13 protein-coding genes and 1 pseudogene are annotated in these 12,501 nt (G+C 68.7%); 4 read left to right on the top strand and 10 right to left on the bottom strand.

From position 1 onward, the window contains the following. Positions 1-110 precede the first annotated feature (110 nt). Positions 111-437, bottom strand: a complete 327-nt coding sequence (locus tag ACYP33_RS31825) for a hypothetical protein (RefSeq protein WP_414447518.1) — start codon at positions 435-437, stop codon at positions 111-113. A gap of 182 nt (positions 438-619) precedes the next feature. Between ACYP33_RS31825 and ACYP33_RS31820 the strand changes: the two genes are divergently transcribed. Continuing rightward, on the top strand, positions 620-1,792 hold the full coding sequence (locus ACYP33_RS31820; RefSeq protein ID WP_459625176.1) for a serine hydrolase domain-containing protein: 1,173 nt from the start codon (positions 620-622) through the stop codon (positions 1,790-1,792). Positions 1,793-1,974: 182 nt separating this feature from the next. On the opposite strand, the pseudogene ACYP33_RS31815 reads toward ACYP33_RS31820, so the two are convergent. From ACYP33_RS31815 to ACYP33_RS31805, 3 genes and pseudogenes are all read right to left on the bottom strand, one after another. Continuing rightward, positions 1,975-2,061, bottom strand: a pseudogene (locus ACYP33_RS31815) (hypothetical protein); the annotation flags it as partial. A gap of 47 nt (positions 2,062-2,108) precedes the next feature. After that, positions 2,109-2,387 carry a hypothetical protein gene (locus tag ACYP33_RS31810; RefSeq protein ID WP_459625175.1) on the bottom strand — a complete coding sequence of 93 codons (279 nt, stop codon included), beginning with the start codon at positions 2,385-2,387 and terminating at the stop codon, positions 2,109-2,111. Beyond that, complete coding sequence (locus tag ACYP33_RS31805) at positions 2,384-3,916, bottom strand: MFS transporter (protein ID WP_459625174.1); 1,533 nt, start codon at positions 3,914-3,916, stop codon at positions 2,384-2,386. The genes ACYP33_RS31810 and ACYP33_RS31805 overlap by 4 nt, the downstream gene beginning before the upstream one ends. Positions 3,917-4,090: 174 nt before the next feature. On the opposite strand from ACYP33_RS31805, the gene ACYP33_RS31800 reads away from it, so the two are divergent. After that, entirely contained in the window at positions 4,091-4,978 is an 888-nt protein-coding gene (locus ACYP33_RS31800; RefSeq protein ID WP_459625173.1) for a LysR family transcriptional regulator, read from the top strand. A gap of 46 nt (positions 4,979-5,024) precedes the next feature. Continuing rightward, positions 5,025-5,348: a hypothetical protein gene (locus tag ACYP33_RS31795; RefSeq protein ID WP_459625172.1), complete on the top strand. Its 324-nt coding sequence runs from the start codon at positions 5,025-5,027 to the stop codon at positions 5,346-5,348. A 90-nt stretch (positions 5,349-5,438) separates the two neighbouring features. Here the strand turns inward: ACYP33_RS31795 and pcaG are convergent, their stop codons facing one another. Then, positions 5,439-6,029 carry a protocatechuate 3,4-dioxygenase subunit alpha gene (pcaG, locus tag ACYP33_RS31790; RefSeq protein ID WP_459625171.1) on the bottom strand — a complete coding sequence of 197 codons (591 nt, stop codon included), beginning with the start codon at positions 6,027-6,029 and terminating at the stop codon, positions 5,439-5,441. A gap of 2 nt (positions 6,030-6,031) precedes the next feature. Continuing rightward, positions 6,032-6,736, bottom strand: coding sequence for a protocatechuate 3,4-dioxygenase subunit beta (pcaH, locus tag ACYP33_RS31785; protein WP_459625170.1), 705 nt, complete (start codon positions 6,734-6,736; stop codon positions 6,032-6,034). 105 nt (positions 6,737-6,841) lie between these two features. On the opposite strand from pcaH, the gene pcaQ reads away from it, so the two are divergent. Next, a complete protein-coding gene (gene pcaQ / locus ACYP33_RS31780) occupies positions 6,842-7,831 on the top strand; it encodes a pca operon transcription factor PcaQ (protein WP_459625169.1) in 990 nt (329 codons plus the stop codon). Between the two features lie 70 nt (positions 7,832-7,901). Here pcaQ and ACYP33_RS31775 read toward each other — a convergent pair whose 3' ends face one another. From ACYP33_RS31775 to ACYP33_RS31760, 4 genes are all read right to left on the bottom strand, one after another. Next, on the bottom strand, positions 7,902-9,353 hold the full coding sequence (locus ACYP33_RS31775) for a sigma-54 dependent transcriptional regulator (RefSeq protein WP_459625168.1): 1,452 nt from the start codon (positions 9,351-9,353) through the stop codon (positions 7,902-7,904). Between the two features lie 20 nt (positions 9,354-9,373). Further along, entirely contained in the window at positions 9,374-10,777 is a 1,404-nt protein-coding gene (locus ACYP33_RS31770) for a hypothetical protein (protein WP_459625167.1), read from the bottom strand. Positions 10,778-10,945: 168 nt separating this feature from the next. Next, entirely contained in the window at positions 10,946-11,776 is an 831-nt protein-coding gene (locus ACYP33_RS31765) for a peptidase C39 (RefSeq protein WP_459625166.1), read from the bottom strand. Positions 11,777-11,782: 6 nt separating this feature from the next. Then, complete coding sequence (locus ACYP33_RS31760; protein ID WP_414439278.1) at positions 11,783-12,496, bottom strand: C39 family peptidase; 714 nt, start codon at positions 12,494-12,496, stop codon at positions 11,783-11,785. Positions 12,497-12,501: the final 5 nt, after the last annotated feature.

The raw sequence follows: 12,501 nt of genomic DNA, 5'->3' as shown, positions 1-12,501 counted from the left end.
CTCCAACCGAAGGCTCGCCATGGCGGCGAGCGCTGAAAGTGCGGACATGATAGCGGCTCTGCGTGACGCCGACGGAATTTGCCGAACGCGCGGCGCGCGGGGCGGCCTGCTCAGGCGCGCGGATCGCGCAGCCTGCGGATCGCCTGCCAGGCGCAACCGGCCGAGGTCGCGGCCAGGCCGGCGAACGTGACCAGCACGCCGAGCGCGAAGCCGGAGGGCATCTCGCCGCTGTCGGGCGAATCGGGATGGGCGATGGCGAGCGCCACCGAGCCGGCGACGATCAGCGCGAGGCAGGCCACCCAATACAGCCGCCCGCGCGTGGCGTGCCAGGCCTGCCAGCCGGCCCAGATCAGACCGAACAGCCAGAGCAGGGCGAGCACGCCGAGCGCCAGCAGATCGGTGAAGGACGAGACGGGAAAGGTGGCGGTGGCGGGCATGACGGTGAAACGCGGAAGCGAGAGCGGCGAAGCGCCGGAACCGTGACTCTATCGGCCGGGCGGGGCAGAACGCAAGCCAAGCGAGGCGCGTTGCGAGGTGACGCGCCGCAGACGACGATAGACGGCTGCAAGCCGGCGCGCGCCTGTCTAGAATCGAGCCTTTCGCCACCGGAACCCGCACCATGACGATCGCCCCCGCCACGCCCGCCGTTCTTGATGCCGATGCGCTCGCCGGCCGGCTCGACGCCGTATTCGAGCGCGCGCTGCGCGAGCGCCGCGTGGTGGGCGCGGTGGCCGTCGTCGCGCAACACGGCGCGGTGCGGTACCGCCGCGCGCACGGCCTGGCCGACCGCGAGGCGCAGCGCCCGATGCGCGAGGACACGCTGTTCCGGCTCGCTTCGGTCAGCAAGCCGATCGTCGCGCTCGCGGTGCTGCGGCTCGTCGCAGGCGGCGAACTGGCGCTCGATGCGCCCGTCATGCGCTGGCTGCCCGAGTTCCGGCCGAAGCTGGCCGACGGCGCCGAGCCGGTCATCACGCTCCATCATCTGCTTACGCATACGTCCGGCCTCGGCTACTGGCTGCTCGAAGGCCCCGGCTCGGTGTACGACCGGCTCGGCATTTCCGACGGCATCGATCTGCGCGATTTCGATCTCGCCGAAAACCTGCGCCGGCTCGCGCTCGCGCCGCTCGCCTTTGCGCCCGGCAGCGCCTGGCAGTATTCGCTGGCGATCGATGTGCTCGGCGCCGTGATCGAGCGTGCGACCGGGCTGCCGCTCGAACGGGCGGTCGCGGCCCTGGTCGGCGAGCCGCTCGGCCTGCGCGATTGCGGCTTCGTGTCGAGCACGCCCGAGCGTTTCGCGACGCCTTACCACGACGGCGCAGCCGAGCCGGTGCGGATGACCGACAACCTCGACGTGCCGCTGCCCGAAGGCCATGGCGCGGTGGTGCGCTTCGCGCCGTCGCGGGTGTTCACGCCCGGCGCCTATCCGTCGGGCGGCGCCGGCATGTACGGTTCGGCCGACGACGTGCTGCGCGCGCTGGAGGCGATCCGCGCCGGCGACGGCTTCCTGCCCGACGCGCTGGCCGAGGCGGCGCGCACCGATCAGGCCGGCGAGGCGTCCGAATCGCGCGGGCCGGGCTGGGGCTTCGGCTACCTGAGCGCGGTGCTGCTCGATCCGGCGGCAGCCGGCTCGCCGCAGGGCGCGGGCACCTTGCAGTGGGGCGGTGTGTACGGCCATTCGTGGTTCATCGATCGCGCGGCCGGCCTGACGGTGCTGCTGCTGACCAATACGGCATACGAAGGGATGTCGGGGCCGTTGACGATCGAACTGCGCGACGCCGTGTACGCGGGCTGAGCGGGCCGCGCGGCAATAAAAAAAGCAATAAAGAAAGCCGAGGGACATCGCGTGCCTCGGCTTTTTCTTGATCCGATCCGGACCGACAGATCGAACAACACCGTTTCCCGCTTGCCCTGCATGCGGACGCGGTGGTCGTGGGGCTGGGCCAATGCCGGGTACTCCGTTGCCCGGTCGCCGGTGGACAATCCCGGCAGCGGCCGGCCGCCGGAAAGCTGATCGACGCTGGCCGCCTGCTTGGCAACTGGCAGGGGATCGCGCAAGGTCATCGCCATGCCCGACGTACCGATGGCGATGTGTTGGGTGATCGCGGCCGTCAGCCGGCATAGATCATCGGATCGTGCATGTGTCCCACGTCTCCGACACTGGAGGCGAGGAACGGCACATCGCGCAGCCAGATCGCCGCGAAACCGAGTGCGTCATCAGCTTGGCGAGCCAGGGCCGCATGCTCCCCGCGCGTGGGCGCAGGGGAATCCGGGCGGCCTTCCAATGGGGCGATGAGACCGCCGGTGAGCCGTCCCGGCTGAAAGATCCGTGCATAGGCCCGGTGCCGTGCAAGGTCGACGGGCAAGGAACCTGTGCCGGCTGAGTTCATGCCGCCGCTCCCGTTTCTTCATGCGCGCGCGAGCGGCCGAGCAAGGCGAATACCAGCAATGCGGTCAATGCGGATGCAGCGGCCAGGACGTACAAGACCCGGCGGAATGCATGGTCGTAGCTCGCCAGCAGCAACGCGCGCTCTCCGGTGACGAGGGCGTTGGCCTGCGCCAGATCGCCTAACGCGACACGGTTGGCTGCCTCGATCACTACGGACGGATCAGCCATGCCCAAGGCGCCAAGCAACCCGCCCTGGATCAGGAGCGCCAGCAATGCGCCGGTTATCGCGATGGCGATGCCGTCAGCCGAGACGCGCACGCAGTTGAAGATTCCGGTTGCCATGCCCGCGCGTTCCTTCTCCACCACGCTCACGGCCATACCGTCCATCAGCCCCCAGGGAAGGCCGATGCCAATGCCGATCAGTGCCAGCGGCCCCACCAGCGCAGTGCCGGCGCCGCCGGCCAGCACCTGTGCCAGCCAAACCAACCCGACCGCTACCAACAGCAGCCCGACGCCGGACAGCACGCCGGCGGTGAACCAACGTGACAGCAATGCGGCCAGGAATGGCACCACCAGCAGCGGCGCTGCCAGGGCAATCATCATTTGCCCCGCGTCGAGCGCACCCAGCCCGTCGATGCCGATGAAGCGGCCCGGCAGCATCACGATCAGCGTGACGAAGAAGAAGGCCGGCGACGCGGCCAGCACCTGTACGCCGACGAAACGTGCACCACCGAACAGCGACAGATCGAGCATCGGGCGGGCCACGCGCCGCTCGATACGCACGAAGGCCGCGAACAGCACGGCCGCCGCCAGCAGCGGCCCAATGACCGCGGCGCTGCGCCAGCCTTCTTCCGGTGCCAGCAGGATGCCGGAGGTGAACAAGGCGAGCGCAGCGGTGAAGCTGATGGCGCCCGGCCAGTCCAGGCCGGTAGCCTGCGGATCGCGGGATTCCGTGGCGCTGGCCCACACCATGACGAAGCCGGCCACCCCGATCAGCGCCGTGGCCAGAAACACCCAGCGCCAGCCGGCCAGCTCCACCAGCTCGCCCGCCGCCAGCGGCCCGAAGGCCAGGCCGATGCCGAACGTGGTGCCGAGCAGGCTGAACACCCGCGTGCGGATGGGGCCGTGGAAGGTCTGCGCCAATGAGGATATGGCGCCCGCGAAGGCGGCCGCGCCGCCCAGCCCTTGCAGCAGACGCAGTCCGTCAATCCAGCCGACCGTCGGCGCCAGCGGAATCGCGAACGTCGCCAGCGCGAACAGCGCCAGGCCGACCAGCCACACGCGCTTGCGGCCGTAGGTGTCGGTCAGGCTGCCAGCCGCCATCATGGCGCTGCCGTAGGTCAGGATGTAGCCGTTGACTACCCAGTTCAGTTGCATCGCCGTTCCGCCCAGTTCCTGGCTGATGGAAGGCAGCACGACGGCCGGGCCGGTGAAGCACAACGGGATCAGGATGCCGGTGAGGCAGGTGGCGAGCAGTTGCAGCCAATCGCGGCCAGTGGTGCCGCGTGTGGCGGCCAAGGTTTGTGCCATGAAAAACGTCCGCAGAGAGTCCGTGAAGGGACAGGCAGACGCCAAAGCCATATCTCGAAAGCCAAGACAGCCGCATCCAACCTGTGCAGTCGTCAGCGTAGGCGCGCACACCATTAAGAAAAATAGGCTAAGGTTCCGAGCATATCGGACAAATTTTCTTAGATGAGCGTCGCAATGGATTCCCTCAACGGCATCGGGTTCTTCGTGCAAGCGGCGGAAGCCCGCAGCTTTTCGGAGGCCGGGCGCGTGCTGGGCATCTCGTCCTCCGCCGTGGGCAAGAGTGTGGCGAGGCTTGAGGAGCGGCTGGGCGTGCGCCTGTTCCACCGCAGTACACGCAGCATCACGCTGACGGCCGAAGGGGCGCTGTTTCTGGAGCGGTGCCGGCGCATCCTGTGCGAGGTCGAGGCGGCGGAGCTGGAACTGTCGGAAACCCGCCAGGCTCCCCAAGGCAAGCTGCGCGTGAGCCTGCCGCTGGTCAGCGGCCTGGTTATGCCGGCGCTGACGGCCTTCATGCATCGCTATCCGGCCATCGAAATGGACGTGGATGTCTCGGATCGGATGGTCGATGTGATCGAAGAAGGCTTCGATGCCGTCATCCGCACCGGAGAGCCGGCGGATTCGCGCCTCATGTCTCGCCCGCTGGGCACCTTCAAGCTGCTGCTGGTCGGCGCGCCCCGGTATTTCGCGGCGCGCGGCACGCCGCGCGTGCCTTCTGAGCTTGCGGGTCATGCCTGCCTGCAACACAAATTCCCGAGCACCGGCAAATTCGAGCCGTGGCCCTTGCGTCTGCCGCAAGGCGAAGCGGAACCCAGCCTCTCGGCGTCGATGGTATGCAACACCACCGAGGCCCTGCTTCACGTCGCCCGCGCCGGCCTCGGAATCGCCTGTCTGCCGGATTTCATGGTGCGCGAGGCGATCACGGCGGGCGAACTGGTGACGGTGCTGGAGAACTTCAACCAGCATCGGGGCACCTTCCGCATGCTCTGGCCGTCGAGCAAGCACCTGGCACCGAAGCTGCGCGCATTCATCGATTTCATGGGCGCGGAGCTTTTCAAGCCCTGATCGGGATGGAGTCGCGCCAACTGCTGCGCTCGCCTCGAGAAAACCCATGCCGATGTTCATCGCGTGCGCCTATCCCGACACGTCGATGCAACGTGCTGGCGTCTGCTACATCTGCCACAGCATCCGGGCGATCCCCAGGCCCACCGCCACCGCACCGACCCAGGCGGTACTGGTCAGCCCCATCGCTTCCCGGCTCGTCCCGCCCAGCAGCGAACCTGGCGCGATGCCTCGGTTGAAGCCGGCGATGTTCAACCCGGTGGCCACCGCTGGCGCCAATAGAAGCGAAGTCGGGGCAAGTTTCAGAAAGCACCGGCATAGGCCGAACTTGCCTCAATCCTTAATCAAACTGCTGTATCGGGTTGTGGCGTAGTCCAGCGAAGTGCGATGCTGGCGTCATCCTGAAATAAAAAGCCGAGGGACATCGCGTCCCTCGGCTTTTTTTTCGTGATCCGATCCGAACTTACAGATCGAAAAACACCGTTTCCTGCTCGCCCTGCATGCGGATGTCGAAGCGATAGGCCACCACGCCGTTCGCCTGCACCTCGCGGCGCGCCAGCAGCGTGTCGCGGCGCGCGGCCGGCACGCTGCCGAGCACCGGGTCGGCAGCGTTGGCCGCCGTTTCGTCGTCGAAATAGATCCGCGTGAACGCATGCGTGAGCACGCCGCGCATCAACACCGCCACGTCGATGTGCGGCGCACCGGCATCGGTCGCGCCCGGCTTGACGGTGCGCACCACGAAGCGGTGCTGGGCGTCGGTGCCCGTGCCGATCCGCGAAAAGCCCGTGAAGCCGCTGGCCGCGATCTCGGCGCGCGACGCCGGATACTTGCCGGCCGCATCGACCTGCGTGAATTCGAGCATGGCGTCGAGGATCGTCTTGCCGTCGCCGTCGAACACCTGGCCGATCAGCACGATCTGCTCGCCGGCCGCGTGGGGTTCGGCGATATCGGTCGAGAACAGGCTCTTCATGTCGAAGTTGTACTGCTGGGGGCACAGGCCGTAGGCGAAGTACGGGCCGACCGTCTGCGAAGGGGATTGTTTCAGCGTCGTCATGATCAGCGCTCCATCGGGGTGGCGTCGCGGCCGCGCAGCACGATGTCGAACTCGTAGCCGAGCGCATAGCCTTCCTGGGTGACGTCGAGCGAGAAGTTCGATACCAGGCGCTCGCGCGCGTCTTCCGGCGTGCCTTGATAGATCGGATCGTATTGCAGCAGCGGATCGCCGGGGAAGTACATCTGCGTGACGAGGCGCGAGCCGAAATAATCGCCGAACAGCGAGAAATGGATGTGGTTCGGGCGCCAGGCGTTCGGATGGTTGCCCCACGGATAGGCGCCGGGCTTGATCGTCAGGAAGCGGTAGCGGCCCTGGTCGTCGGTCAGGCAGCGGCCCGCGCCGAGGAAGTTCGGGTCGAGCGGCGCGTCGTGCTGGTCGGCCTTGTGGACATAGCGGCCGGCGGCGTTCGCCTGCCACACCTCGACCAGCGTGTTGCGCACCGGCTTGCCGCCTTCGTCGAGCACGCGGCCCGTCACGACGATGCGCTCGCCGAGCGGCTCGCCGTTCTTCACGGCGTTGCGCGTCAGGTCGTGGTCGAGCGCGCCGAGGTCTTCCGCGCCATACACCGGCACGTACTGGTTGCGCAGCTTTTCCTTCAGCGGAATCAGCGGCCGCGTCGGGCCGCGCTTGACGGACGAACGGTATTCGGGGTGAACGTAGGCGGGATGCGACGGCCAGTCGCGCGGGCTGAGGATGGAGTCGTCCATCGCGGTGTCTCCTGTCTGTATTGATGAGGGCATGACGCCGAACTTTAACCAATCCGGAAAGTTATGCAAAATGACGTTTTTTCCCATCTCGTATAACCAACCGTTATGGTCAATCGTATCGCCGACGGCCGGGTCAAGTTCCGGCATCTGCAGTGCTTCCTGGCGGTCGCGCAGCTTGGCGGCGTGCAGAAGGCCGCCGAAAGCCTGTCGATCACGCAGCCGGCGGTGTCCAAGACGATCGCCGAGCTGGAATCGATCCTCGGCGTGAAGCTGTTCGAGCGCGGCCGGCAGGGTGCGCAGCCCACCCGCGAGGGGCAGTTGTTCCTGCCCCATGCGAGCGCCAGCGTGATGGCGCTGCGCCAGGGCGTGGGCCTGCTGGCCGGGGAGAGCGGCGGCGTGGCGGCCACGCTGGAGATCGGCATGCTGCCGACCGTGGCAGCCTCGCTCGCGCCGGCCGTCATGAAGGCGCTGACGGCGCGCATGCCGCGCATGATCGTGCGGATCGCCACCGACGCCAATGCGCGGCTGCTCGAACGCCTGAAATCGGGCGAGATCGAGTGCGCGGTCGGGCGGCTGTCGGAGCCGGAGCGGATGGTCGGCCTGTCGTTCGAGCAGTTGTACAACGAGCCGCTGGTGGCGCTGGTGCGCGCCGGTCATCCGCTCGCGAGCCACCCGGCGCCGGCCGGCGAGCTGGGCCGCTTCCCGGTGGTGGTGCCGCCGTACGGCACGCTGATCCGGCAGTCGGCCGAGCAGATGCTGGCGGCGTGCAACGCGCCGGCGCTCGATACCTTCGTGGAGGTGCTGTCGGTGTCGGTGGGCCGCGCGCTCGCACTTGAAAACGATGCGGTGTGGTTCGTGCCGCGCTACGCGGCCGAATACGATCTGGCCGGCGGGACGCTGGTGCGGCTGCCGCTGCCGGCCGACGGCGCGGACGAGCTGGTCGGCCTGATCCTGCGTACCGACGCCCGGCCGTCGCCGGCCGCGCAGGCCCTGATCGACGCGGTGCGCAACGTGGCGCGCGACCGGTTCGCCGGTGCGCACGCCCGGCGCACGCCGGCACGGCGCCGGCGTGGTTCGGCGCCGCCTCGGGGGTAATCGCACCCCGGCCGGCTTCGCGGATGCGGCGCGACCTGCTCGCCAGCCTCGCTGGCGCGTGCCGGTTTCCTCAGTTTTCCAGCGCCGCGCCGGATGCCAGATCGATCCGATGCCGATTCAACAAGGCCATCAGCTCGGCCGGTGCGACATCGAGCGCGGCGGCGGCTGCCGCCACGTCGTCGCCGTGCCGCCGCAGTGCGGCGTCGAGTGCCTGGTGCTCGGCGGCTTCCAGCGTGCCGGCGAGCGTGGGCAACGGGTGTGACGCGTCGTCCCCGAGATCGAGATCGTCGGCCGACAGCACCGGATGCTCGGCCATCACCATCGCGCGGCGAATCCGGTTGATCAGCTCGCGCACGTTGCCGGGCCACGCGTAGCGGTACATCGCCTCGATCGCGCACGGCGAGAAGCCGCGGATCCGGCCGCCGCCGTCGGCGCTGAAGCGTTGCAGGATATGGCGCGCCAGCACCTCGATGTCGCTGCCGCGCGCGCGCAGCGGCGGCTCGTCGATGCGCAGCACGCACAGCCGGTGGAACAGGTCCGCCCGGAAGCGCCCCTCGCGCATCGCCGCTTCCAGATCGACATGGGTGGCCGACAGCACGCGCACGTCCACCGGCACCGATTCGCGCCCGCCGAGCCGCTCGATGCGGCCTTCCTGCAGGAAGCGCAGCAGGCTGGCCTGGCTTTCGTGCGGCATGTCGCCGATCTCGTCGAGGAACAAGGTGCCGCCCTGCGCGGCCTCGATCCGGCCGATCTTGCGCTGGGTCGCGCCGGTGAACGCGCCGCGCTCGTAGCCGAACAGCTCCGATTGCAGCAGCGCGGGCGGAATCGCGCCGCAGTTGATCGGCACGAACGGCGCGTTGCGGCGCGTCGAGCGTTCGTGGATCGCCAACGCGGTCAGCTCCTTGCCGGTGCCCGATTCGCCGGAGATGAACACCGTCGCGTCGGTGTTCGCGACCTTGCGGATGGTGCGGAACAACTGCTGCATCGCCTCGCAGGTGCCGACCATCTCGTCGTCACCGGCGTCCCGGGCTCGCGCGTCGGCGCCGGGCTCGCGCTCGGCGAGGCCGGCCATCGCGCAGGCCTGGCGCGCGAGCAGGTCGAGCGTGGCGGGCGGCGCGTCGTCGGCGACGAAGCTGCTGCAGTACTGACGCACCAGCCGGCGCACCTCGGGCTCGTCGAAGCGCGCGGCATCGGCCAGCGCGACCCAGCCGGTGGCGGGGCGGCGCAGCGCGACGTCGAGCGATGCGAGCTCGGCCGTCGAGAAGCCGCGCAGGTCGAGCAGGCCGGCTTGCGGTTCGACCGCGGCCGGCTTGCGCGCGAATTCGAGCGGCGAGGCGAAGCGCGCGACGCGCCAGCCGTGCTGCGACAGAAACGCGGCCAGCACCGCGTCGGGCTGGCGGGCGAGATAGACGAGCGTGCGCGGGGCGGCCGGCGCGGCGGTGTCGGACAGGGTATCGGCGGCACGGCGGCGACGCGAGAAATCGGCGGCGATGACGGCGGGCGGGACGCGGGATTCTTGCACGATGGGCTCCGTCGCGGCGATCAGAACGTGTACGGGAAACGCACGCCGACCACGAAGTTCGGCGCGTCCGGCGTGAGGCCGACGGCGACCGACGCATTCATCGTCAGGTGCTTGTTGAAGACGTGATTGAGGCCGAAGCTCAGGGTCGACGCGGTGGTCTGGCTGCCCGGCACCTTCTGCCAGACGTCGCCGGGGGCCTTGGTCTTGGTTTCCGGCTCGAACGCCAGCGTGTAGGCGATGCTGGCCGAATCGCGTTCCGAGAAGGCCAGCGCCACGCCGCCGCCGATCTGCACGATGTCGCCGAGCTTGACCTTGGCCGGCTGCGTCTGGCCGACCACCGACGAAATGTCGCCGAACGAGCGCGCCACGTTGTAGGTGTACGACAGGCTGCCGAACAGCACGATCGGGTCGTAGGTCTTCAGCACCGACATGCCGGCCGTGATGCTCCAGAAGCCGGTGCCGGTGGGCAGCGTGTCGGGCGCGACAAGGTTGGTGTTGTTCGGGTCGATCTGGCGCAGCTTGATGCCGAACGGCGAGGCGCCGGACGGCGTCTTCACGCGCAGGCTGCCGACCACGTCGGGCAGATTCTGGGTTTCCTTCAGGAACTGGTAGTAGATCCCGAAGTTGACGTCGCCGAGCGCGTGCGAGGTGCCGCTCGCATCCGACAGCGAGCTGGACGCGCCGCCCGCGCCGCCGACGATGAAGTTGCTGGTGCGGTACACGTACGGCACATCCACATCCACGTTGATGCGGCTGGTCAGGCCGTAGCGGATGTCGACGTCGCTCGTCAACTGGTGCGATTTGGTCTGGCCGAGGTTCAGGTTGCCGAGGAAGATCGCGTCGAGCGCGAGGAACCCGGAGAGCTGCAACTGGCGGCGATCGTAGTAGGTGTCGCTGATGCCCCAGTCGATCGTCAGCTTGTGATCGAACAGCGGGGCGTGCTCGCGTTGCACCACGGCGTTTTCGGCTTCGGTGCGGGTGGGTTCGGCCGCGCGGTTCTCGGTGCCGATCGTGCCGGTGGTGGCCGCGGCGTTCGCGCCGCTGCGGGTGCCGGTGCCCGCCGAGCCCGACACGGGTGGCGAGACCGGCACGCCGGTGGCCGTGCCGGTGCCGTCGCCGGGCGCGGGCGAGAGCGGCGTGTATTGCGCGAGCACGGTGGTGGCGCCGTTGCCCCCATTCGCGGCTTCGGCCGGCGGGTCGGACAGCCCGCGCCCGCGTTGCTGCATCTCCAGGTCGACCACATGACGTTCGAGCGACTGGATCTTGCGTTGCTGCGCGTCGACGAGCTGCATCAGCGCGTTGAGCCGGTCCTCGACCGACTGGTTGGCGAGCGCCTGGGCCTGGGCGCTGCTGGCGATCGCCAGCAGCAGCACGGCAGCGGGAATGGCCGCGAGCGGATGGCGCGGCGAGAAATCGATCTGCATGGTCTAACCCCCGGTGTTATTCGAAACGTGACATTCGGTTTCGCGCCGCTCGCCGGGTCAACCCGCCCGGCGGCAAAGGAACGGCGCGTTCTGCTGCCGTATCGGCGTCCCGTCGCGTGCAAGGGCGCGGGCGCCGTGGTTATGGGGCTGCGGTGTGCGGGCCGCGCGTCATCTCCTTGCGGCGAAGCCGGCTTGCAGCGCCTGCAGGATGCCGGCCTGGCGCAGCGCGCCGCCCGACATCTGTTGCGTGCGCAACTGAAGCTGGAGCTGGTTGGAGACGAGCTGCTGGTTGCCGGCCACCTGCAGCAACTGGGCGACGGCGCCGGCCCGCGCGGCGGCGGGCGCGATGATCTGGCTCGCGACGCCGGCCGGCGTGTTCAGCGCCAGCATCACGCCGTTCGCGCCGAACGCGATGCTGGCGCGGATCGTGCCGTCGGCGCTGGCCGCCGAAGCGCTCGGCGAGCCGCTCGCGCCCGGCAGCATGGTGGACGCCGTGCCGAGGTTCGGGCCGAAGTCGATCGTCATCGCGTTGCTGCCGGTGTTGCCGTTGCCGGCCACTTGCGTGACCTGCGACACGCCGTTGACGCGAATCGTCTGGCCGCCCGACGCGACGGCGTTCGGATCGGTGCCGTTGGCGCGCGACGGGTCGCCCGCCACCACGGCGGCGGCCGTCTGCACCTGGGCCGACAACTGGTTGGCGCCGTTGGCGACGACGTTCAGCGATCCCTGAGCGATCGCGAGCGCGCCATTCGGCAACTGCCATTGCGAGAGCAGGTTGACGACGAAGCCGGACACCATCGTCGCATCGGCGAACTTGCCGGTTTGACGGGCCAGCACGTCGTCGTCCACCGCGACGATCGGCAGCGCGGCCGGGGCCAGCGCGTCGCCCGCGAACGGCATCTGCATGCCGGCGGGCGAGGCGGCCGAGGCGGCGCTGCCGGTGAGTGCGCAGACGGCCGCACAAGCCGCGCCGCGCAGGAATGAGAGTGAGCGATTCATGATGGGTCAGAACAGGTCTGCCTTGATCAAGCCGTACTCGACGAACGGGATCGCGGCGGAGCCGGTGGTGAGCGCCTGTTCGCGCAACCGGAGCGCCAGCGAGTCGTTGTGCTGCAGCAGCGGGGAATCCTCCATGAACGGTTTGCCCACAACCGCGAACACCAGGCCGTTCCAGGTCTTGGCGAAATCCTGTTCGAGCAGGATGCGGTTGCCGAGCGCGGGATCGGCGATGAAGACCCGGCCGTCGGCGGCGCGCTTGACGATCACGAAGTGCTCGTAGCCTTCGATGTTCATCAGCACGATGACGGGGATCTGCAGGGTGTAGAGCGCATCGAGGCCGACCCGGAAGCCGCGCCCGCGCAGCCCGAGCGTTTCGACGAACTTCTTCATGTCGAGCATCGAGAAGCCGTGACGCACGACCACCTCGGGCGTGGAGAAGGCCATCATCCGCTGGATCATGTCGGCTTCGGGGATGTCGATGCCGTAGCCGTATTTCAGCAGCGTGGCGAGGGCGGCCGAGCCGCAACTGAAGTCGAACTGCTGGCCGACGATGTCGCGATGGCGCAGGTCGTACATCGATTTCAATGTCTTGTGCACGGGCACGCCGGCGAACGGCAGGGCATCGATGCCCGAGGCCTGAGCGTTCGTGAACGGGCCGAAAGCCCAGCATGCGCAGAGGGCTGCGAGCCGGGCCGGCCAGTGAAGGCGTGTCGATGTCATGGGTG

The sequence above is a fragment of the Burkholderia sp. 3C genome, from assembly GCF_054589155.1.
This window is presented reverse-complemented; position numbering and strand designations above follow the sequence as displayed.